The sequence below is a fragment of the Marinobacter xiaoshiensis genome, assembly GCF_031631795.1.
Taxonomy (GTDB): Bacteria; Pseudomonadota; Gammaproteobacteria; order Pseudomonadales; family Oleiphilaceae; genus Marinobacter; species Marinobacter xiaoshiensis.
Genome location: NZ_JAVMBO010000014.1, coordinates 57480 through 80891 on the forward strand (window position 1 = coordinate 57480; position 23412 = coordinate 80891).

General features: G+C 53.5%; 20 protein-coding genes. 19 read left to right on the top strand and 1 reads right to left on the bottom strand.

Annotated elements, in window-relative coordinates; genetic code table 11:
- The first annotated feature begins 1 nt into the window (after position 1).
- The 5 genes from RKA07_RS10130 to RKA07_RS10150 all read left to right on the top strand — a co-directional run bounded on the left by RKA07_RS10130 (position 2) and on the right by RKA07_RS10150 (position 5490).
- Complete coding sequence (locus RKA07_RS10130) at positions 2-904, top strand: DUF4892 domain-containing protein (RefSeq protein WP_227714609.1); 903 nt, start codon at positions 2-4, stop codon at positions 902-904.
- Positions 905-922: 18 nt separating this feature from the next.
- Positions 923-2041, top strand: coding sequence for a patatin-like phospholipase family protein (locus RKA07_RS10135; RefSeq protein ID WP_200369508.1), 1119 nt, complete (start codon positions 923-925; stop codon positions 2039-2041).
- A 92-nt stretch (positions 2042-2133) separates the two neighbouring features.
- Positions 2134-3036 (top strand): 50S ribosomal protein L3 N(5)-glutamine methyltransferase, encoded by a 903-nt coding sequence (gene prmB, locus RKA07_RS10140; protein ID WP_310966264.1) that lies wholly within the window; start codon positions 2134-2136, stop codon positions 3034-3036.
- A gap of 37 nt (positions 3037-3073) precedes the next feature.
- A complete protein-coding gene (aroC, locus tag RKA07_RS10145; protein ID WP_200369509.1) occupies positions 3074-4168 on the top strand; it encodes a chorismate synthase in 1095 nt (364 codons plus the stop codon).
- 152 nt (positions 4169-4320) lie between these two features.
- Positions 4321-5490, top strand: a complete 1170-nt coding sequence (locus tag RKA07_RS10150; RefSeq protein ID WP_310966265.1) for an MFS transporter — start codon at positions 4321-4323, stop codon at positions 5488-5490.
- Here the strand turns inward: RKA07_RS10150 and RKA07_RS10155 are convergent.
- Entirely contained in the window at positions 5478-6356 is an 879-nt protein-coding gene (locus RKA07_RS10155) for a LysR family transcriptional regulator (RefSeq protein WP_200200781.1), read from the bottom strand. The two genes, RKA07_RS10150 and RKA07_RS10155, sit on opposite strands and share 13 nt — an antisense overlap.
- A gap of 177 nt (positions 6357-6533) precedes the next feature.
- Between RKA07_RS10155 and leuC the strand changes: the two genes are divergently transcribed.
- From leuC to purF, 14 genes are all read left to right on the top strand, one after another.
- Complete coding sequence (leuC, locus tag RKA07_RS10160; protein ID WP_200369510.1) at positions 6534-7952, top strand: 3-isopropylmalate dehydratase large subunit; 1419 nt, start codon at positions 6534-6536, stop codon at positions 7950-7952.
- A gap of 21 nt (positions 7953-7973) precedes the next feature.
- Positions 7974-8621: a 3-isopropylmalate dehydratase small subunit gene (gene leuD, locus RKA07_RS10165; protein WP_310966266.1), complete on the top strand. Its 648-nt coding sequence runs from the start codon at positions 7974-7976 to the stop codon at positions 8619-8621.
- Between the two features lie 125 nt (positions 8622-8746).
- Entirely contained in the window at positions 8747-9820 is a 1074-nt protein-coding gene (gene leuB / locus RKA07_RS10170) for a 3-isopropylmalate dehydrogenase (protein WP_200200778.1), read from the top strand.
- Positions 9821-9932: 112 nt separating this feature from the next.
- Positions 9933-11048, top strand: a complete 1116-nt coding sequence (asd, locus tag RKA07_RS10175; RefSeq protein WP_200369511.1) for an aspartate-semialdehyde dehydrogenase — start codon at positions 9933-9935, stop codon at positions 11046-11048.
- Positions 11049-11359: 311 nt separating this feature from the next.
- Positions 11360-14467 carry a FimV/HubP family polar landmark protein gene (locus RKA07_RS10180; RefSeq protein ID WP_310966267.1) on the top strand — a complete coding sequence of 1036 codons (3108 nt, stop codon included), beginning with the start codon at positions 11360-11362 and terminating at the stop codon, positions 14465-14467.
- A 106-nt stretch (positions 14468-14573) separates the two neighbouring features.
- Positions 14574-15485, top strand: coding sequence for a tRNA pseudouridine(38-40) synthase TruA (truA, locus tag RKA07_RS10185; protein WP_310966268.1), 912 nt, complete (start codon positions 14574-14576; stop codon positions 15483-15485).
- Positions 15482-16111 carry a phosphoribosylanthranilate isomerase gene (locus RKA07_RS10190; protein ID WP_310966269.1) on the top strand — a complete coding sequence of 210 codons (630 nt, stop codon included), beginning with the start codon at positions 15482-15484 and terminating at the stop codon, positions 16109-16111. Before truA ends, RKA07_RS10190 begins: the two co-directional genes overlap by 4 nt.
- Before the next feature lie 4 nt (positions 16112-16115).
- Positions 16116-17312, top strand: coding sequence for a tryptophan synthase subunit beta (gene trpB, locus RKA07_RS10195; protein ID WP_200201278.1), 1197 nt, complete (start codon positions 16116-16118; stop codon positions 17310-17312).
- 31 nt (positions 17313-17343) lie between these two features.
- Entirely contained in the window at positions 17344-18156 is an 813-nt protein-coding gene (gene trpA, locus RKA07_RS10200; RefSeq protein WP_200200773.1) for a tryptophan synthase subunit alpha, read from the top strand.
- A gap of 52 nt (positions 18157-18208) precedes the next feature.
- Positions 18209-19135, top strand: a complete 927-nt coding sequence (gene accD, locus RKA07_RS10205; RefSeq protein ID WP_310966270.1) for an acetyl-CoA carboxylase, carboxyltransferase subunit beta — start codon at positions 18209-18211, stop codon at positions 19133-19135.
- Positions 19119-20420 (top strand): bifunctional folylpolyglutamate synthase/dihydrofolate synthase, encoded by a 1302-nt coding sequence (locus RKA07_RS10210; RefSeq protein WP_310966272.1) that lies wholly within the window; start codon positions 19119-19121, stop codon positions 20418-20420. Before accD ends, RKA07_RS10210 begins: the two co-directional genes overlap by 17 nt.
- A 111-nt stretch (positions 20421-20531) precedes the next feature.
- Positions 20532-21209 (top strand): SPOR domain-containing protein, encoded by a 678-nt coding sequence (locus RKA07_RS10215; protein WP_310966310.1) that lies wholly within the window; start codon positions 20532-20534, stop codon positions 21207-21209.
- 91 nt (positions 21210-21300) lie between these two features.
- Positions 21301-21837 (top strand): CvpA family protein, encoded by a 537-nt coding sequence (locus RKA07_RS10220; protein WP_310966273.1) that lies wholly within the window; start codon positions 21301-21303, stop codon positions 21835-21837.
- A gap of 34 nt (positions 21838-21871) precedes the next feature.
- Complete coding sequence (purF, locus tag RKA07_RS10225; protein WP_200369516.1) at positions 21872-23398, top strand: amidophosphoribosyltransferase; 1527 nt, start codon at positions 21872-21874, stop codon at positions 23396-23398.
- Positions 23399-23412 lie beyond the last annotated feature (14 nt).

Sequence of the window (23412 nt, forward strand, 5' to 3'; positions counted from 1 at the left end):
CTTGCCAAAGAATCTTGTATTTAGCTTGTTGGTTTCTGCTTTGCTTTCGGCAGGCTCCAGCTTCGCCACTGCTGCGACCCCTGAGACCGCGCCGCAGCCCTTTGCCCAGTCAGCACTGGAAGTGACTACCCGTATCGAGTCTAGCGGTCATCTTGTGCTGTTCAGCCCTGTGCGCGAAGTTAACAACGAGATTCGCTCCGAAACCATGGCCCGATTGCCGGTTTCCGGGGAAGGACGCCTTTACCAAATTTCCCGGGACGCAAATCGCCGGGAAGCACTGGAACACTATCTTGGCCAGCTCAACCAGCGCGGTGCACAGATCCTGTTCGAGTGTTCTGGCATCCGTTGTGGCCGCAGTAATGTGTGGGCAAACCAGATTTTCAATCAGCCGGTTCTTTATGGCCGTGATGGCACTCAGGATTACTTGGTGGCAGGTGTGGTGGCCGACGATGGCACCCGCTGGTTGACCTCTGTTTACACGGTTACCCGGGGCAACCTCAGGGAATATGTATGGGTTGAACACCTGAAGGTTGCCACTGGGGCCGTTGTCCCTGGGCTTGGGTCGGCTACCAGCAGGGTTGAAGGGCCAGTGGTAGTACCCTGGCAGGGTGGCGTTACCTACCGCTTTGACTGGCAGGCTACGGATCGCCGCAAGGTCAGTGAGCTTGCACGCGCTGAGGGCGCCAAAGTGGTACTTGTAGGTTACTCCGCGCTAGGAGATGGGGAATCGTTCAGTGCTTCCATGGAGCGCGCTCGCAGAGCGGTTGAGTCCCTTTCCGAAGTTCTGGCTAAAACCGGAGTATCGAGGCAGCAGCAGGAGTTGGTTATTGTTGGGCCGTCCGTAGTGGTGACAGATCCGGCACGTCAGGGTGATCGGGTTGAAGTAATGGTTATAACGCGCTAAATGGAATGAGGTAGTAACGTGCCGGATAACCCTGTAGCCAAGGTTCCTGAAAACTCAGAAAACAAAGTCCCGGAGCGCAAACGCCAAACGGTTGCTCTCACGCTTGGTAGTGGTGGTGCCCGCGGTTATGCCCATATTGGTGCTATCGAAATTCTGGCAGAGCGCGGCTACAACATTGTGGCAATCTCCGGCTGTTCTATGGGTGCCCTTGTAGGCGGAATGTACGCTGCCGGCAAGATGCAGGACTATAAAGACTGGGTAACCGGGCTGGGCCAGTTTGATGTGCTCAAGTTGCTCGATTTGACCTTCAATGCTGTTGGTGCGATTCGGGGTGAAAAGATTTTTTCAATTGTCCGCGAAATGCTGGGCGACACCCGTATCGAAAACCTGCCGCTGCACTATACGGCTGTCGCCACTGATTTGCTGGCACATAAGGAAATCTGGTTTCAGGAGGGGCCGTTGGACAGGGCAATCCGGGCGTCCGTTGCCATTCCTAGTGTAGTTACCCCTCTGGTTCTTGACGGCCGTGTATTGGTTGATGGTGCGTTGCTTAATCCGCTACCCATCATGCCGACTATTTCTGCCCATGCAGATCTGGTTGTGGCCGTGAATCTCAGTGGGGAAAATGACCGGCGCCAGCGTATTCCCGATGCTGCTTTTAGCGGGTACCAAAGTGAATCCGAGGATGACGGCCCGGATGCGCTGATGGATACGTTCCGAGATAAGGCCTCCCGTTGGCTTGACTGGAACTCGCTAAGATCCCTCGGTGTTGGGAGGGCGAGCGCAGGCGAAGATGAAAGCCCGGAAGAAAAAATTCACAAGCAAGTTGAAAAAGAACGCAGCAAGAAGAACGAAAAAAAGTACCAGGAAGAGCATGAAACGATCAACTGGGACAAGCTGGGTATCGGCAAGTTTGATGTGATGAACCTGACGATCGAAACCATGCAAAGTGCTTTGGTGCAGTACAAGCTTGCGGGTTATCCGCCTGATTTATTAGTGAATGTTCCCAAAAATGCCTGCCGGACATACGACTTTCATAAAGCGCCTGAGTTGATTCAGCTTGGGCGCGAATGCATGGCTGCCGCTTTGGACCGATTTGAGGAAAACCGGAACAGTTCTGGGCCGCTATCAGTTTGAGCCAATGAGGCCAGGGCAATACCATGGCTGCAGTAGAGCATTTAAACAGCGTATAATCCGCGCTGAATCTGACCTGACAGGAAACAGCGTTTGTGACCAGCCCGATTGAAGACCTCCACACCGTTCGCGATTACCTTCGCTACGCCTCATCGCAATTCGCTGCAGCGCCGGTGTTTTTCGGCCATGGCACAGACAATGTGTGGGATGAAGCCGTGCAACTGGTAATGCGCAGCCTTTACCTTCCGCTGGAAAACAACACGCTGTTTCTGGATGCGCGGCTGACCCGGGATGAGCGCCAGCTTGTGCTTGAACGTATTCGGCGCCGCATTGATGATCGGGTTCCCCTGGCTTACCTTCTGGGCGAAGCCTGGTTTATGGGGATGCCATTTCATGTGGATGAGCGTGTGTTGGTTCCGCGCTCTCCCATTGGGGAGTTGATTGAAAACGGGTTCCAGCCCTGGTTAGGAGACAAACCTGTTGAGCGGATTCTTGATCTTTGTACTGGCAGCGGTTGTATTGGCATAGGTGCAGCAACAGTATTCGAAGACGCTGATGTAGATTTGTCTGATATATCGCCAGATGCTTTGGCAGTTGCCGAATCCAATATAGAGTTTCATGAACTTGAAGGCAGAGTGCGCACTGTACAGTCGGATGTGTTCGCAAATATAAGAGGGCGGTACGATATTATTGTGAGCAACCCGCCTTATGTTGATGCAGAAGATATGGGCGACATGCCCGATGAATTTCACCATGAGCCCGTATTGGGGCTGGCTGCCGGTGATGATGGGCTGGATATTGCGCACCGGATTATCGCCGGAGCAGCAGAGCATCTTACGCCCGGCGGTTTGCTGATCGTCGAAGTGGGGAATAGCTGGGTGGCTCTGGATGAGGCTTATCCGGAACTCCCGTTTACCTGGTTGGAATTCGGCAATGGCGGCGATGGTGTTTTTGCCATTACTGAGCAAGACCTTCGTCAGTGGCAAAGCAAACATTAAACCATATTATTCAAATACCCTTACAAGATATTGAATTATGTCAGGAAATACTTTCGGAAAACTCTTTACCGTTACTACCTTCGGTGAAAGCCATGGGGCCGCACTGGGTTGTATTATCGATGGTTGCCCTCCTGGGCTGGAACTGTCGGAAGCTGATATGCAGGCAGATCTGGATCGGCGTAAGCCCGGTACTTCCCGACATACAACCCAGCGCCGTGAGGCTGATGAGGTTCGTATTCTGTCTGGCGTGTTTGAGGGTAAAACCACGGGTACACCCATTGGGCTGATTATTGAGAATACCGATCAGCGCTCGAAAGACTACTCCAAGATCTCTGAGCAGTTCCGCCCGGCACACGCTGATTACACCTATGCTCACAAATACGGCATTCGGGATTATCGTGGTGGTGGCCGTTCTTCAGCCCGTGAAACCGCGATGCGAGTTGCAGCTGGTGCTGTGGCCCGGAAGTTTTTGCAGGAGCGGTTGGGCATCCGAATTCGCGGGTACTTGTCTGAGCTTGGGCCGGTTCGTGCGGAGAAGCTTGATTGGGATCAGGTTCATCAGAACCCGTTTTTTTGTCCCGATGTCGATAAGGTGCCGGAGATGGAGGCTTATATGGATGCCCTTCGTAAGGAAGGGGATTCCATTGGCGCGCGAATTAATGTTGTGGCCGAGGGTGTGCCCCCGGGGCTGGGTGAGCCGATTTTTGATCGTTTGGATGCGGATTTGGCCCATGCGCTGATGAGTATCAATGCGGTAAAGGGTGTGGAGATCGGCGCGGGCTTTGGGTGTATCGCTCAAAAGGGTACAGAGCACCGTGATGAGATGACGCCTGAGGGCTTTTTGTCGAACCATGCTGGCGGTGTACTGGGGGGTATTTCTTCCGGGCAGCCGATTTTGGCGAGCATTGCGCTGAAGCCCACATCGAGTTTGCGTTTGCCGGGCCGCAGTATTGATGTGCATGGCAATCCGGTGGAGGTTATTACTACTGGGCGGCACGATCCTTGTGTGGGTATTCGCGCTACGCCGATTGCGGAGGCGATGATGGCCATTGTATTAATGGATCATTACTTGCGTCATCGTGGTCAGAATGCTGATGTTGCTGTTGAAACGCCGGTTATTGGGCAGCTTTAAGCCTGCTAACTTGAGTGCCGATCCAGCCAGGTGAAACTATTCAAAAAACGCCCGTAAATACATCCATGTAGGGCTTCGTCGCGCCGTCCTTGGCGCTCCAGATTTTTGAATAGCTTCACCTGACTGAATCACCGTAGTTCGGCGTTTTACCCGTGTTTCTGGGAGATACAGAAATCTACTGGCGCCTTTCTAATCTCTACTTCTGGTTTTTCGCCCTCTTGGGCGGGCTTTTGCCCTATTGGTCTTTGTACCTTCAGGAGCAGGGCTTTTCCTATCTTCAAATTGCCACCTTGATGGCGACCATTCAGCTCACAAAGATCGTAGCACCAAGCCTTTGGGGGCATCTGGGGGATAGGGCTGGCCAGAGGGTTCGGCTTGTTCGTCTTGGAGCTATTACCGGTTCGTTGTTTTTTGCCGGTGTGTTCCTGGAACCAGGGTTTTACGGGCTGCTGCTGGTGATGCTGGCGTTTACGTTTTTCTGGAACGCTATTCTTCCGCTGTATGAGGTGATTACGCTTAGATCACTTGGAGAGCATCGGGACAAGTATGGCAAGGTGCGACTCTGGGGCTCGATTGGCTTTATTGGTGCTGTCGCCGGAGTCGGTCTGATTCTGGGGTGGGTGTCGATTCAATGGTTACCCTGGCTGCTTGTGCCGGTGTTTATCGGAATTGTGGTGTCGGTGTTTCTTTTGCCGGCAGAACAGGGGGAGCGGAAGCCTCCCGCGCCAAAGGGCAGTCTGCGGGCGATTGTGACGCATCCGGCGGTGGTTGCCTTTTTTCTGATGAACTTTCTTCTGCAGGTTTCCCACGGCGCCTATTACACGTTTTTCAGTATTCATCTGGAGCAACACGGGTACGGGAATCTTGCGATAGGGCTGCTTTGGTCGCTTGGGGTTATTTCGGAGATTGGATTGTTTTTGGTAATGCACCAGTTAACCCGGCATTTCACAGTGCGGCAGATTGTGATTGGTTCTTTGGTGCTTACGATGATTCGTTGGGTATTAATTGCCGAGCTAACGGATTTTCTCCCGGTGCTGCTGTTTGCTCAACTATTACATGCGGCTTCGTACGGCGCGCTTCATGCGGTTTCGGTGCAGTATGTTCAGGGATTTTTCGGCAAGCATCATCATGGGCAGGGCCAGGCGCTATACAGCGGGCTAACGTTCGGGGCGGGTGGGGCGCTGGGGGCCTGGCTATCAGGCTTTCTGGTAGAAGGGTTCAGCACGTCCGTCGCATTTTGGGGTGGCGCTGTCGCCATGGCAATCGCCATTGTTATAACGGCGCGGGGGCTGAGTGCTCCGCCGGAGCCTTATTCCGGGTGATCTTCCTCCTGTTGAACAATGGAAAGTAGTGCTTTGGCCGCGTTACCCGGATGCCTGTCGGTTAGTCCGATTCCTCCAAGAACCCGTGAAACCGGCTGCTTTACCTCGAGCACTTTCAAACTTTCGTCAACCATGCGCAGTGGTAATACGCTCCAGCCTAAGCCGACGCTGGTCATCATTTTCAGTGTTTCCAGGTAGTTTGTAGGCATTTGGGGGTGTAAAGGCAGGCTTTTTTCGAGAAACAACCGGCTCACTGCTCGATACGTTGAGGTGGATGTATCTGGAAGCAAGGCTGGGTGTGGTGCCAGGTCGGCGAGGGTTGGCTTTTTGACTGTTGCCAGGGGGTGGTCGGCGCCTGCAACGAACGCCATGGGATCTGGCCATTGGGCGAATACGTTGAAATTTGGCAGCATGCTGTCACTCAGAGTGACAAAGGCCAACTCGGCGTTGCGCTTACGCATTTGTTCGTATGCAGCATCGGATTCCATAAACTGCAGGTTTATGGTTACCTGCGGGTATTCACGCTTGAAACGTCTCAACCACTTGGGCAGGTGGTGTAAGCCTATATGGTGGCTGGCAATAATTTGTAGTTCGCCCTCAAGTAATTCTGAGTCGGGTGATAAGGCAACGCGGGCATTGTGAATTTCGTCGAGAATTTTTCGCGCATGGGGTAGAAGCCTGCTCCCGGTATCAGTCAGGCGGATTTGCCTGTGGGTGCGGTCGATCAGAGTTGTGCCTAGTTGGTTTTCCAAGGCAGCAAGGCGTTTGCTGATGGCTGGCTGCGTGAGGTGAAGTTGCTCAGCTGCCTCCGAAAATGAGCCTTGGTCGACGATGGTGAGGAAGGCTTTGAGTGCATTTGAATCCACGGTTGGTGCTCCACCGGTGTTTTTCGGTAAAGATTACATTATAGCCAAATGGAATGCGATGAATGCCAAACATGAATTGCGGTTATCCGAAGGTGGGCGGTATGATTACTTCAAGGTTGGACATAAGTATCCAGGTATAGCACTAGAAACAGTACCTCCAGACAGTGAGAGAGAATCATGGCGGGTAAGACTTTATACGACAAATTGTGGGACGACCATTTGGTCAAGCAGCGGGAAGATGGTTCCGCGTTGATCTACATAGATCGGCAGTTGTTGCACGAGGTAACGTCACCCCAGGCGTTTGAAGGGCTGCGCTTGGCCAATCGCAAGCCTTGGCGTATCGACGCAAACCTGGCTACCCCTGACCACAACGTTCCGACTACGGATCGTGCGAAGGGCATTGAAGGTATTGTCGATCCGGTTTCGCGTATTCAGGTGGAAACCTTGGGCAAGAACTGCGATGAGTTCGGCATTCTTGAATTCAAGATCATGGATAAGCGCCAGGGTATCGTGCATGTGATTGGGCCCGAACAAGGCGCCACTTTGCCGGGCATGACCATTGTGTGTGGGGATTCCCATACCTCTACCCACGGTGCGTTTGGGTGTCTTGCCCACGGCATAGGAACATCCGAAGTTGAGCACGTGCTGGCTACCCAGTGCCTGGTTCAGCAGAAGATGAAGAATATGCTGGTGAAGGTAGACGGCAAGCTGGGGAAAGGTGTTACCGCCAAAGATGTGGTGCTGGCGATTATTGGTAAAATCGGCACCGCCGGTGGTACCGGCCACGCCATCGAATTTGGTGGTGAGGTGCTGCAGAACATGAGCATGGAAGGTCGAATGACCGTGTGCAATATGGCCATTGAAGCCGGTGCCCGGGTTGGCATGGTTGCCGTAGATGGCACCACGATCGACTATGTAAAAGGTCGTCCTTTTTCGCCCACGGGAGAAAACTGGGACGCCGCCGTAAAATACTGGCGCACGCTGCACAGCGATCTGGACGCGGTCTTTGACAAGGTGGTTGAGCTGGACGGTTCAGAGATCAAGCCTCAAGTAAGCTGGGGTACCTCGCCAGAGATGGTCGCAGATGTTACCGGTAATGTGCCGGACCCAGCCAAAGAAGAAGATCCTATCAAGCGCGAAGGCATTGAGCGGGCCCTGAAATACATGGGTTTGCAGGCTAATCAGGCGATTACCGATATCAAGCTCGACAGGGTGTTTATTGGTTCCTGCACCAACAGCCGTATTGAAGACCTGCGAGAGGCTGCTGTGGTCGTTAAAGGGCGTAAGGTTGCTGATAGTCTCAAGCAGGCGATGGTGGTGCCGGGTTCCGGTCTGGTAAAAGCCCAGGCGGAAGAGGAAGGGCTGGATCGTATTTTCCTGGAAGCTGGCCTTGAATGGCGCGACCCGGGCTGTTCCATGTGTCTGGCCATGAACGCTGACAAATTGGGACAGGGCGAGCACTGTGCGTCCACATCCAACCGTAACTTTGAAGGCCGGCAGGGCTTTGGCGGGCGTACCCATTTGGTAAGCCCTGCGATGGCAGCAGCCGCTGCTATTGCTGGTCATTTTGTTGATGTTCGCGAACTGCTGAACTGAGCCACAGGAGAGAACTGAACCATGCGCGCATTTACGCAACACCAGGGCCTTGTGGCCCCCATGGACCGTTCCAATGTGGATACGGACATGATTATTCCCAAGCAGTTTCTGAAATCCATCAAGCGCACGGGCTTTGGCCCTAACCTGTTTGATGAGTTGCGCTATCTGGATGAAGGCAAACCGGATCAGGACAGCTCCCAGCGTCCGCTAAATCCGGATTTTGTGCTAAACCAGCCCCGTTACAAGGGCGCAAGTGTGTTGTTGGCTCGCAGTAACTTCGGTTGCGGATCGAGCCGTGAGCACGCCCCCTGGGCGCTTGATGATTATGGCTTTCGGGTTATTATCGCTCCAAGTTTCGCAGATATTTTCTACAACAACTGCTTTAAGAATGGTCTGTTGCCCATTGTTCTTGAAGAAAAATTGGTAGATAAGTTGTTTGATGAGGCTGAGGTTCTGGAAGGCTATCAACTGACTGTGGATCTGGAGGCCAAAACCGTGATCACGCCGTCTGGTGAATCTTTCAGTTTTGATGTTGATGATTTCCGTCGTCATTGCCTGTTGAATGGGCTGGATGATATCGGCGTGACTCTGGAAGATGCAGAGCTGATCAAGTCCTATGAAGATCAACGTCGCAAAACGGCGCCCTGGTTGTTTGGCGCAAGCCAGTAAACTGGGCTTCAGGTATTTTTCTGAAGAGCTGAAAAACGTAACAGTCCGGGCGCAAATTCCATACCCGGCAACATTTAATGTGCCGGCCTGGTCGGGGCCGGCTTATCACGATATGGAAGCACATGATGTCCAGAACAGTACTTCTTCTGCCGGGTGACGGCATAGGCCCGGAAATTATTACCGAAGCAGAAAAGATCCTGCGTGCCATCAATGAAAAGTTTGACCTGAAACTTACGTTTGAGACAGGCCTCGTTGGTGGGGCTGCTCTGGACGAAGAAGATAATCCGTTACCGGATGAGACCCTGGAGAAGGCGCGCAAAGCAGATGCTATTTTGTTGGGTGCAGTTGGTGGGCCAAAGTGGGATGCGCTGCCCATGGCCAAGCGTCCCGAGAAAGGCCTGCTGGGTTTGCGTTCCAACCTGAAGCTGTTTGCCAATCTGCGGCCGGCTATTCTTTACCCACAACTGGCCTCTGCATCTTCACTCAAGCCCGAGGTTGTTTCGGGCCTGGATATCATGATTGTTCGTGAGCTAACCGGTGGTATCTACTTCGGTCAGCCGCGTGGTGTGCGTCAGTTGGAGAGCGGTGAACGCCAAGGCTACAACACTTACGCTTACACCGAGACCGAGATTCGCCGTATTGGCCGGGTGGCATTTGAAGCTGCTCAGCAGCGGGGCAAGAAGCTGTGCTCGGTAGACAAAGCCAACGTGCTTGAGGTGACCGTGCTGTGGCGCGAAATCATGAACGAACTGAAAAGCGAATACCCGGATGTCGAGTTGTCCCATATGTACGTGGATAACGCGGCAATGCAGCTGGTTCGTGCGCCCAAGCAGTTCGATGTGATTGTGACTGGCAACATGTTTGGTGATATTCTTTCAGATGAAGCAGCCATGCTGACTGGCTCCATTGGCATGTTGCCATCGGCATCGCTGAACTCTGAAAAGCAGGGCATGTACGAGCCGTGCCACGGTTCTGCACCGGACATTGCCGGTAAAGGCATTGCCAATCCTTTGGCAACGATTATCAGTGCCGCAATGATGTTGCGGTACAGCCTTGATGAAGAGGCAGCAGCTGCGGCGATCGAAGCGGCTGTGAACAGGGTGCTGGACCAAGGGCTACGTACTGCCGACATAATGTCGGAAGGCGGTACCCGGGTATCAACCCGTGAAATGGGCGATGCGGTACTGGCCGCCCTGTAAATTACGACCATCCCCGACAGCAACACGATGCGGTTGCTGCGGGAACATTCATCCTGTCCCCGCCAGCGATATAGGCCGAGGGCGGGCATAAAGCGAGGTTCAAAGGTCGCACATGAAGCGAGTTGGACTTGTAGGTTGGCGCGGTATGGTGGGCTCTGTCCTCATGCAGCGCATGCGCGAAGAAAATGATTTTGCTGATATCGATCCGGTATTTTTCACCACCTCTCAAGCTGGTCAGCCAGCGCCGGATGTGGGCAAGGAAGGCGTGCCGCCCTTGCAGGATGCATTCGATATCGAAACCCTCAAAACTCTGGATGTGATTCTTACTTGTCAGGGTGGCGACTACACCGGTGCTGTCTATCAGAAACTGCGTGATGCAGGCTGGGAAGGCTACTGGATTGATGCTGCGTCTACGCTGCGCATGAAGGATCACTCTGTCATTGTTCTGGATCCCGTGAACCGCAACGTTATTGATGATGCGTTGAAGCTGGGTGTGAAGGATTACATTGGCGGTAACTGCACTGTAAGCCTGATGATGCTCGCCCTCGGCGGGCTGCTCGAACAGGATCTGATTGAGTGGGCTTCACCCATGACGTACCAGGCTGCTTCTGGCTCTGGCGCCCAGAACATGCGTGAGTTGCTCAACCAGATGGGCGAACTTAACCGCAGTGTGAGTGATGAGCTCGCCAGCCCGTCCTCAGCAATTCTGGACATTGATCGCAAGATCACTGAGGCCATGCGTTCAGATGCGTTTCCAACCGAGCATTTTCAGGTGCCTCTGGCTGGCAGCCTGATACCGTTTATCGACAAACAGCTTGATAACGGCATGAGCAAGGAAGAGTGGAAAGCAGGGGTGGAGACCAATAAAATTCTTGGTCGGACAGATAACCCGATTCCTATTGATGGCATTTGCGTGCGGATTGGAGCCATGCGCTCCCACAGCCAGGCGCTAACCATCAAACTCAAGAAAGATCTGTCGGTTTCAGAAATTGAGTCAATTCTGGCGAAGGCTAACGACTGGGTTAAAGTGATTCCCAACGAGCGCGATGCAAGCGTTACGGAACTGACACCTGCGAAGGTGACCGGCACTCTGAGCATACCCATTGGTCGAATTCGTAAATTGGCCATGGGGCCGGAGTATATTTCTGCGTTTACAGTAGGCGATCAACTGTTGTGGGGTGCCGCTGAGCCCTTGCGCCGCATGTTGCGAATCCTTCAGGAACGTTAAGAATTGTTACACAGAGGCAATAAATGCCAACTGTGTCCGGTTTCAGAAAACCGGTTACGGGGCGGAGGCTGATTTCAGGCTCCGCCCCTGTTATTTTCAGGGCTAGTAGGGAGTTCCGTGCAACTGATAAATAATTGGTGCAAGGATTGCGGCTGATTGATTGATAAAAGAGGTTTTATCAACAATACTTGCCGGACTAAGAGTTGAAAACGCGACATATTAATCCAGAATTATCCAGACGGAAGTCACCCTACCTCGTCCGGTTCTGTTTAAAAACAGTCGCGGATAACGGAGACTTGAAAGGAAAAAGCATGAAGGTACGCAAGCTTGCGGTTGCACTGGCGTTGGCGGGAGGGCTCGGATCCGGCGTCGCTCAAGCCCTGGGGCTGGGTGAAATTGAACTTCAGTCCTATCTGAATGAGCCGATGGACGCGGAAATTGTTCTGCCACAAAGCCGGGGAGTTGATCCCGGTGATGTGTTTGTGAACGTCGCTCCAGAAAGGGCATATCAGAGATTGGGTCTGCAACGGAGCCAGTTTGTTGGCAAGCTCCGTTTTAATGTAACTACGAGCCCCGATGGCAGTCTGGTGGTGAATGTATCCTCCCGGGAGCCGTTGAGAGAGCCGTACCTCAATTTCCTGCTGGAACTGACCTGGCCTAATGGCCGGATCATGCGTGAATACGCAGTTCTTGTAGACCCTCCGGTTTTTGCGGAAGACTCAGGCATTGCAGAGCCTGTGCGAGCACCTTCTGCACAATCCCGTCCCGCTACTGCAGATCGCAGTGCTGAGTCAGTTCGACGTCAAACAAGGGTAGAGCAGTCGCGAAGCAGCGGATATGGTTCAGATACCTTCGGGCCTACAGGCCCCGCTGATACGCTTTGGACTATCGCATCTGCTGTTCGCCCTGATAACAGCCTGTCCATGCAGCAGGTAATGCTGGCGCTGCAGGATCTGAATCCTGACGCGTTTATTGGCAACAACATTAACCGGCTCAAGCGCGGTCAGGTTTTGCGTGTTCCAACGGCAGATCAAATCCGTAATCGCAGCCGTGCCGAGGCAACCCGTGCGGTAGCCCGGCAAAATCAGGAATTCCAGCAACCCAAACGCACGGTAGATGCCACACCTGCCCAGCAAACCGCTGCGAGCAGTGCAGGAGCAGTGCAGGCCGGTGGCGACGAACTTAAACTGCTGGTTGCCGATGATGAAGGCGGTCGTACTCAGGCTGAAGGTGGTTCAGCCGGCGGTGATGGACAGCTGTCTGGTGGTGTAGATAGCGGTTCAGCCATAGTGATGGAGCAGCTTGAAAGCACGCGCCGTGAGAACGATGAGCTCAATAGCCGCGTTGATGATCTTCAAGACCAGGTGCAAACTCTGCAGCGCTTGCTTGAACTTAAAAACACTCAGCTAGCGGAAATGCAACAAGGTGCAGCCGCTGCCACTGCTACAGTCGATGCTGAAACAGCTCCTGCGGCAGACGTAACTGTTGATGAAACGGTTGCTAGCGAAGATGACGCTGTATCTGAGCAGGGCGAAACACTCGCAGGCATGACTGAGGCTGAGCCTACAGGTGAGCTTGGTGAAGAGCAGGCAGCAGCTGAAACTGATCCTGCCGGTATGGAGGTGGCGGTTGATCAGGAAGAGTCTGCAGGTGAAGCGGATTCTACCGACGTAACTGCTGAACCCGAGCCGACCGGGGAAGCGGCCGAAAGCGGTCTGGAAGCAGATGTGACCAGCAGTGATGCAGTGCCTGTCGCTGGTGAGCAGCCAGATATGACAGAACAGCCTGCAGCGCCAGACGCACCTGTGGCCAAAGCCCAGCCAAAACCTGCGCCCGCTGTTGAGAAGGGCTTTCCCGGCAATATTATCGATGCCATTACTGGCAACACGATGTACCAGATTGCCCTTGGTGGTGGCCTGATTCTGTTGCTACTTCTCCTTCTGCTTCTTGCCCGACGCAGTGCGAACAGAGAAAAAGCGTTTTACGAGCAGTTGAGCAGTGACCCTGAAGGTCCGGAAGATACCTTTGATCTTACCTTGGATGATGAAGAGTCTGTTCAGAGTGAAGTCACCAGTGATGCTCTGGAGGAGGCTGACACTTACGTAGCATACGGCCGCTACGATCAGGCAGCTCAGGTTCTGGAAGCTGCAATCTCCAAAGAACCAAGCCGCACAGACCTGCGCCTGAAACTTCTTGGTGTCTATGCCGACAACCGGGATCGTGAGTCTTTCGAGAAGCAGTTTGGTGAAATTCAGGCACTGGATGACGACGAGGCTCTTGCGCAGGCGAACGAACTTAGCGCTCGCCTCGAAGAAGCCGAGTCAATGCCGAGCATTGATGACCTGGAGTCCCAGCTTCGTTCCGACTCCTTCGGCGAAGAATTCGAGGCGCCTGCACCTCTGTCTGATGAGCTGTTGTCTGATAAGGCTGAGTCAACGCGCGAAGAGTCGGTTGAAAACGAATTCGGCGATTTTGACGCCGATCTGGCTGACTTTGATCTCGATTCGCTGGAAGATACAGAAAGTTCTGTGGATGCCAGCGCAGATGAAGAGGAATCAGCAGAAGGCGAAGAAAAGAAGGATTCTGATGCCCTGATCGAATACGACTTGTCGGGCCTTGAGTTGCCTAAAGCCGATGAAGAGGGGTCAGGCATTCAGGAGGAGAGTGACTTTTCTTCTCTGGAGATAGACCTGGATGATTCTGATGAGTCTCTCGAGGATACCCTTGGGGAGCTTGACGAACTGGGTGACTCCTCAGATCTGATGCTAGATGATGCCCTCGAATCCGACTTCAAGGTTGCGCCTGAGGCAGCCCCGAAGAATGAAGCAGAACCGGAAGCTGAGGTTGACGGCTTGGGTCTTGATTCATTGGATGAAAGCTTCCTTGACGAGTTGGATGCCGAGCTTGATAAGGTCGCCGGTGAAGAAGGCGAACTTGCCGACGGCGAGCTGGAAGAGTCTACGCTTGATGATCTTGAGCTGGATGTGTCCGATGAAGACCTGGCCTTGATGGAAGAGTTCTCTGACGCTGTCGAGAGCGATAACGTCAGTCTTGAAGACGATGAGCTCTCTCTTGATGATGAATTGTCACTGGATGACGAGCTTGGGCTGGAAGACACTCTTGAGTCGGAAGATGACGAAAGCCTTCTTGATGAAGAGCTGCCTATTGCTTCCGAAGAGGTGCAGGATGGTGTCGTAAAACCACCGCTTTCCGAGATTAATGAAGATGATCTTGGTGACGATAATGATTTCGACTTCCTCGCAGGAACTGATGAGGCCGCGACCAAACTTGATCTGGCAAGGGCTTACATTGAAATGGGCGACAGTGACGGAGCCCGTGACATTCTTGAAGAGGTTGCTCTTGAGGGTAACGACGAGCAGAAAGCTGAAGCACAGGACTTGCTTAAAAATCTGTCCTGATCCGTTATAATCGGATTATTGAGGCAGCAAGCGCCGGCCGCCGGGGAATCTCTCGGCAATCAGCCGGCGCTTTGTTTTTACAGCAACATACATTTCGGATTCACACTTGTTTCTCTACCCTCAGGAACTCACAACGGACAATGCCATTGGTGGCGGGCGTGTTGCCTTGGCTTTTGAATACGATGGCCGAAAATTTCATGGCTGGCAGTTGCAAAAGTCCGGAGTTCGATCGGTTGAAGCTGAGCTTACAAAAGCCGTTTCCAGGGTGGCTGACCATCCCATAAATCTCGTATGTGCCGGCCGTACTGATACCGGGGTACATGCAAGCTATCAAATTGCCCATTTTGAAACGCACGCTGTTCGTAATCTCCGCTCTTGGGTTATGGGCATCAATACGGCATTGCCGTTCGATATTGCTGTGCACTGGGCAGGGAACACCAGTGAGGACTTCCACGCGCGCTTTTCCGCCGTGTACAGACGCTACCGCTACGTTATATACAACAGCCCGGTACGCCCCGGAATTCAGCGTGGGCAAGTGAGCTGGACGTTTCGTGAACTGGACGCGGAGAGAATGCACGAAGCAGCCCAGTCGCTGGTGGGGGAGCATGATTTCTCCTCTTTCCGTGCTGCCGGTTGCCAATCTCGAACCCCTATTCGGTTTCTTGAACAGATAAAAGTAACCCGCAAAGCAAACTTCGTCGTAATTGATGTGCAGGCTAATGCTTTTCTCCACCACATGGTGCGGAATATTGCGGGGGCTCTAATGGCTGTAGGGTCCGGAAAGCAGTCCTTATCCTGGATTCATGACATACTGGCTGCGAAGGATCGGACCCTGGCCGGAGTCACCGCGCCGCCTCACGGCTTGTATCTGGTTGATGTGGGGTATCCTGACAGTTATGAAATACCACCTGCGGAATGTGGTCCGGGATTTGCCCGGCCCTGGTTTAGCGTGGTGGATAATTCCCCGGTTCAGCCAACGCACATTCATCCAAAGCAAAAGCCGGTGCAGATGCCATGAATACGCGAGTTAAAATTTGTGGGCTGACCCGAGCTGAGGACATTGAGGCAGCAGTCGCCAAAGGAGCTGATGCAATTGGGTTCGTGTTTTACGAGCCGAGCCCCCGTTCCGTTACCATTGAGCAGGCGGAGGCCCTTGCCCATCACATCCCGGCATTCGTGTCGGTTGTCGGGCTGTTTGTGAATCCAGAGCGAGATTACGTCAACGAAGTTTTGAGGCGTATTCCTCTTGATTTGTTGCAGTTTCATGGCGATGAAACTGCGGGGTTTTGCGAACAGTTTGATCGTCGCTGGATCAAGGCTATAAGGGTTCAGCGGGCCGGGCAGATCGAACAGGCATTTGACGATTACAAGTTCGCCTCCGGGCTTTTGGTTGATGCCTGGGACCCTGATCGCTATGGGGGCACTGGCCACTCATTCAATTGGGACCTGATTCCGTCTGAGCGTGCTTTACCCCTCATATTGGCCGGTGGGTTGTCATCTGATAACGTGTCTGGCGCCGTAAAGAAGGTGAGGCCCTGGGCTGTTGATGTCAGTGGTGGTGTAGAGAAGAGCAAAGGCATCAAAGACGTCGAAAAAATCACCAAGTTTATTAGAGAGGTTCACCGTGTCTGTAAAACTGACTGAAGAAATGCTGACGGCATTGCCGGATGCGCGAGGACACTTCGGCGCCTTTGGCGGACGATTCGTTTCCGAGACGCTGATGGATTCCCTGATGACGCTAGAGCGGGAATACTTGCGGCTCAAGAACGATCCTGAGTTTCAGGCCACGTTTGATAAAGATCTTGCAGATTATGTTGGCCGCCCCAGCCCTTTGTACTTTGCTGAGCGACTGACCCGGGAAACCGGTGGTGCCCAAATCTGGCTAAAGCGGGAAGACCTGAATCACACAGGCGCTCACAAGGTAAACAACACCATCGGCCAGGCCTTGCTCGCCAGCTTCCTTGGTAAAAAGCGGATCATCGCAGAAACCGGTGCCGGGCAACATGGCGTTGCTACAGCCACTGTTTGCGCCCGACTGGGCCTGGAATGCCATGTGTTCATGGGCGCAGACGACGTTCAACGTCAGTCACTGAACGTATACCGCATGAAGCTTCTCGGCGCACAGGTGCATGCCGTTCAGAGCGGCAGTCGTACACTTAAAGATGCAATGAACGATGCCATGCGCGATTGGGTTACCAATGTGGACGATACTTTCTACATTATCGGTACGGTAGCCGGGCCCCATCCTTACCCGTTGTTGGTACGCGATTTTCAATCGGTTATCGGGCGCGAAACCCGCCGTCAATCTCTTGAAAAAACGGGTAAATTGCCGGACGCTCTGGTTGCCTGTGTCGGTGGTGGCTCCAACGCGATTGGCATGTTCTACCCGTTCCTTACGGATGAATCTGTGCAGCTTTATGGCGTTGAAGCCGGCGGTCATGGCATTGAAACCGGTGAGCATGCTGCGCCTTTGTGTGCTGGTCGCCCTGGAGTACTCCACGGCAACCGCACCTACCTGATGGAAGACGATGACGGGCAGATCGCCAGCACCCATTCCGTCAGTGCCGGGCTGGATTACCCGGGAGTAGGGCCAGAGCATAGCTGGTTGAAGGATATCGGGCGGGCTAACTATGTGTCGGTAACCGATGATGAGGCGCTCGAAGCATTTCGTATGCTGACGCTCGTTGAGGGCATCATGCCAGCGCTGGAATCCGCTCACGCAGTCGCCTACGCGGTCAAGCTTGCAGCCACGATGGACAAAGACCAGATGGTGGTAATTAATGTCTCCGGTCGCGGCGACAAAGACATCCATACCGTCGCACAGCTGGATGGTATTGAACTGTGAATAGTGGTCTGATTAATCGACAGGAGCAGGCATGAGCCGAATTGAAGGGGTTCTCCAGACCCTCAAAGGACAGGGCCGTAAGGCACTTATTCCGTTTATTACCGCTGGTGATCCGCACCCCGACGAAACTGTGGGGTTGATGCACACTATGGTAGACGCTGGTGTCGATATCATCGAGCTGGGTGTGCCTTTTTCAGACCCGATGGCCGATGGGCCGGTGATTCAGCTGGCCTGCGAGCGCGCGCTAAAACACGGTACATCATTGCGTCGTGTGTTGGCGATGGTGAGCGAGTTCAGAAAAACCAATGACACCACTCCAGTGGTGCTGATGGGGTACCTCAATCCCATTGAAGCCATGGGCTATGAAGCTTTTGCAGATGCAGCGGTCGCGGCGGGTGTCGATGGCGTTCTGACTGTGGATTTACCCCCGGAAGAAGCGGACCAGGTTGCGCCTTTGTTCGCTGAGCGTGGGCTGGATCCGATTTTCCTGCTGGCGCCGACCACCACGGATGAGAGAATTCGTGCAATTGCCGATCACTCTTCCGGTTATGTGTACTATGTTTCATTTAATGGTGTGACCGGAGCTGCCAAAATAAACGTCGATGAAGTCGCCGCTAAAGTGGCCCATATCCATGAGTTGACGGCACTGCCGGTTGGTGTTGGCTTTGGTATTCGTGACGCTGAAACAGCTGCTGCCGTAGGAAGGGTATCCGATGGTGTAATTGTTGGCAGTGTATTGGTAGATACAATAGCCAGAAATCAAACAGATATCGACGCGCTTAAACGAGCACTGACAGATCTGCTCAACCCGATGCGTGAAGCACTGGACAGCCTGGCCTCCTGACCTGAAAGTTGGAAGGTGAGGGCAGACAGGAATCAAAGGACAGGATGAAACCATGAGTAACTGGCTGGACAAGATAATGCCGGGCAAAATTCGCTCGGAATCCAATCGCAGAACAGGTGTTCCTGAAGGGCTTTGGAAAAAATGTCCCAAATGTGGAGCCTTTCTCTACAAGCCGGAGCTGGAGAAAAACCTGGATGTTTGCCCCAAGTGCAATCATCACCTGAGGGTTGCTGCCCGTCGCCGTCTTGATATTTTTCTGGACCCGGAAGATCGCGAAGAAATTGGTGCAAACCTTGAGCCTTGGGATCGGTTGAAGTTCAAGGACACCAAGCGCTACAAAGATCGCCTCGTGCAAGCTCAAAAAGCTACGGGTGAGAAAGACGCCCTCGTTGCCATGAAAGGCAAAACACTGGGTGTTCCACTGGTTGCCTGCTCTTTTGAATTTGGTTTCATGGGCGGTTCTATGGGGCAGGTGGTGGGTGAGAAGTTCGTTCAGGCAGCCAATGTGGCGCTTGCCGATCGGATTCCTCTGGTCTGCTTTTCTGCCAGCGGTGGGGCCCGGATGCAGGAAGCCATTCTTTCATTGATGCAGATGTCCAAAACAGCAGCTGTGTTGGAGCGCATGAAGCAGGAAGGCATACCGTATATTTCTGTGATGACGGATCCGGTTTTCGGTGGTGTATCTGCCAGTCTTGCGATGCTGGGCGACCTCAATATCGCCGAACCCAACGCATTGATTGGTTTCGCGGGGCCTCGGGTTATTGAACAGACGGTTCGTGAAAAACTTCCCGAAGGCTTCCAGCGCAGTGAATTCCTGCTGGAGCACGGAGCGATAGACATGATTCTGCACCGTCACCAGATGCGTGAGCGAATTGCCCACGTACTGGCGAAGTTTACCGGGCAGGAACGCCCGGGTACCGACGAACCCATCGAATTTGAGATAACGGAAAAGCCAGACGCTGATGTTCCAGCCGAGTAAACCGAAATCCCAGCCCCCGAAAGCACCGGGGGCTGGGGCCTCCCTTGATAACTGGCTGTCCTGGCTGGAATCGATCCACCCCACCGAAATTGATCTTGGGCTCGACCGGGTGCTTTTGGTGTTGCGCCGGCTTTTCCGCAGCAAGCCCAGGGCACGTGTAATTAGTGTTGCCGGAACCAACGGCAAGGGCAGCACGGTCGCAGCCCTGGAAGCAGTGTTACAAGCCCACGGCCGGCGCACCGGTGCCTATACCTCACCGCATCTGCAGAATTACAACGAGCGTATCCGTGTTGATGGTGTGGACGTTGATGATGCGACTCTGATTTCAGCGTTTGAAAAGGTAGAGGCGGCCCGCGGTTCAGTAACACTGACGTACTTTGAATTCGGCACCCTTGCTGCATTTGTTGTTCTCAATGAGGCCGGTGTTCAGGACTGGATTCTTGAGGTGGGCCTCGGAGGGCGCCTCGATGCCGTTAATGTGATTGATCCGGATCTTGCGATTATTACTTCTGTGGATATTGACCATGTGGCGTTTCTTGGAGACAACCGGGAGGTTATCGGTTTCGAGAAGGCCGGTATTCTGCGGCCCGGCATACCAGCAGTGCTTGCCGATGTCGACCCGCCGCGCTCAGTGATTCAGCAGGCGGTTGCACAGAAAGTCGCACTCAAACGAGTAGGCGAGAACTACACAATTGAGGAGGTTGCAGGTGGTAACGCTGGCCTGGACTTCATTCTGCATGTTCAGGAGCAGGATATTCGGTTGCCGGCTGGGCCTTTGCCTGTTCCTGGCGTGGCTGCTGCGGCTGTTGCAATGCTGACGCTTGAGCCAGGCATGGCGATCGGGTCACTTGAAGCTGCGCTGGCCAAGGTCACAGTGCCGGGTAGGTTCGAGCGTCTTGGGTACGAACCCGATCTATATGTTGATGTGGGCCACAATCCCCACGCCGCCCGTTGGCTTTCAGCAAGGTTGCAGGCTCTGAAAGGAGCAAGTCAAAAAGTGCATGCAGTATATGCAGCATTGGCAGATAAGGATGTGGAGGGTGTTGCGCACGCCATGGCCCCGATTGTTGACTGCTGGCACCTTGCGGGGCTTAAGGTGCCCAGAGGCCTGAGTTCGGAAACCCTGCAAGACAGGCTTGTGCCCTGTGAACTAAGCAGAGTTTGCGCACACGATTCTGTCGCCAGTGCTATCGCAGAGGCGCGGGTGGCGGCAGGCCCGAATGACATTATTATTGTTTTTGGTTCGTTTTTTACGGTCGCAGAGGCGCGTTCACTGCTTGTATGAGCAGTCGGGGGCCAGCCTTAAACTTTGTCCATAGCTTGCCGCAAGGCTTGGAGTTATGGATGGCGGGCAGTTAGTATGACTCTGGGAAAAATGAGCGAGGAGCCAAGAAACGTGGATGGACTGAAGCAAAGAATCATTGGGGCGCTGGTTCTTATTTCACTGGCTGTTATTTTTGTCCCTATGGTTTTCGATGAGCCCCACTCAAAGCGCACTTCCACCTCGATTAATATCCCCGAGGAACCGCCTTTCCCGGAAGTTGAAACACCGGTATCAGATTTGGCAGCGCCCCCCACGTATCAACAAGATAGCGTGGAAAGTGCCAGCTCCGGCAATCAAGGCTTCAGAATTCTGGAAGATGATACATCTGCTGCCCAGCCTGTACCGGATGCACGAGAAAAGCCCACCGCGGATGTGGTCAAACCTGCACCGGCAGAACCGTCTCAGCCCAAACCGGTTGCGTCTTCTGTTACGACCCGGCAGACCGCGCCAGATCCAAAAGCGCCTGAAACCAGCGCAGAGCAGGAAAGTGCAGAGTATACGCGCTCTCTGGAAGGAGCCTGGGTTGTTCAGTTGGGTAGCTTTGGGGATAGTGATAATGCCCGCCGTCTCCGCGATAACGTCCGCAAAGCGGGCTATAGCTCCCATCTTCAGGAAGTTGTTCGAGGTGATACCACGCTGACACGCGTTTTCAGTGGGCCTTTTGCTGAAAAATCCAAAGCAGAGGAAGCGAAGCGTGCCCTTGATGAAGCTTTTAAATTGAACAGCTTGGTCACTTCTGGCGACAAATAACGCTTTTGATCTGCTTTATGTCAATCAGGCGTTTTGGCGCACGGCGGTTTCCTGATAGAATTCGCGCTTCCTTTTCTCCACCGGGACTTCCATGGAAGCGCTGATCTGGATCGACTGGGTCATCATTGCCCTCATTACAGTTTCCACTCTCATCAGTTTGAAGCGGGGCTTCGTCAAGGAAGCCTTGTCTCTCGTGACGTGGGTGGGCGCGTTCATACTTGCCCGAACCTTCCATCCCCAGATGCAGGCGTTGCTCGAGAACACCGTAGAAACGCCGCTGGTGCGACTGATTGCAGCCTTTGCCATTCTCTTTTTCGGCACGCTTATCGTCGGCGCTATAATCAACAATATGATTGGCCATCTTGTCCGTGCCACAGGGCTCTCTGCCACCGACCGTGTTCTGGGTATGGGGTTTGGGCTGTTGCGCGGCATTGTTGTTGTGATTGTCGCGATAGCCTTCATTCGTTTTACCCCTCTGGCCCAGGATACCTGGTGGAGGACATCCGTCATGATTGATCGATTGGGGGTGGTTGAAGACTGGTCCCGGCGAACATTCGGTGACGAGTTTGCGCGTTTTCTGGCACCAGAATCTCAAAAGGCCGTGGAACCCACGTCCGCATCCCGCTAACATTCAGAACTAACACCCGGAGATCATCTTATCCATGTGTGGCATTGTCGGCATCGTCAGTAGTTCCCATGTAAATCAGTCGCTTTATGATGCGCTGACTGTACTTCAGCACCGAGGCCAGGATGCGGCAGGTATTGTAACGTTCCAGGATGATCGCTTTTTTCTGCGTAAAGACAATGGCTTGGTGCGGGACGTTTTCCATACCCGTCACATGCACCGTCTTGTGGGCAATGTTGGCATAGGCCATGTGCGCTATCCCACCGCAGGCAGTTCCAGTTCCGCCGAATCCCAGCCTTTCTATGTGAACAGCCCTTACGGTATTACTCTGGCTCATAACGGCAATCTGACCAATGCCGACGAACTGAGCCAGGATCTGTTCCGTACAGATCTGCGCCATATCAACACCAACTCGGATTCAGAAGTTCTGCTGAACGTTTTTGCACACGAACTGCAAAAGCTGGGTAAATTTGATCCGACAAAAGATGAAATTTTCTCTGCGGTGCGGGCCGTGCATGAACGTTGCCGCGGAGCCTATGCCGTTATCGCCATGATTACCGGTTACGGCATTGTGGGTTTCCGTGACCCCAATGGCATACGCCCGGTTTGTTATGGTGAGCGCACCGATGAAACCGGCCGTAAGGAATACATGATCGCATCCGAGAGTGTTGCTCTCAGCGCGGCTGGTTACACGCTTGTACGGGACATCGCTCCCGGCGAAGCCGTTTACATCGAAACCGACGGCACGCTTTATACGCAGCAATGCGCTGCGGCACCGAAACTGTTCCCCTGTATTTTCGAACATGTCTACTTTGCACGACCAGACTCCATAATTGATGGCGTGTCGGTCTATAAAGCCCGACTGCGTATGGGTGAGACTCTGGCAGACAAGGTCCAGCGCGAGCGCCCGGACCACGATATCGATGTGGTTATGCCAATTCCCGATACCAGCCGCACATCTGCCATGCAGATGGCTCACAGGTTGGGGTTGAAGTTCCGGGAGGGGTTCATAAAGAATCGCTACATTGGCCGAACATTCATCATGCCTGGACAGACCATGCGCAAGAAATCTGTGCGCCAGAAGCTGAACCCCATTGAGTTGGAGTTCAAGGGCAAAAACGTCATGTTGGTGGACGATTCAATTGTTCGGGGTACCACCTGTAAGGAAATTGTTCAGATGGCAAGGGATGCGGGTGCCAGGAAGGTTTATTTTGCCTCTGCCGCGCCCCCGGTTCGCTTTCCTAACGTTTACGGCATAGATATGCCGTCGGCCAATGAATTGATTGCCCACGACCGAACGGTTGACGAAATTCGCGATTTGATTGGCGCAGATTGGTTGTTGTATCAGGATCTGGAAGATCTGGTGACCTGTGTCAGTGACGTGAATGACAGCATTGATGGTTGGGAGTGTTCGGTGTTTACCGGGGATTATGTAACCGGCGATATAGATACGGCCTACCTCAACCGCCTTGATGAAGCGCGTAATGACATCCAGCGCTCGGGGGGCGGAGACGCAATGTCTGGCGACAACGGCATTATTGACCTTCACAACGACGAAGACTGATTACCGAGCCTTAG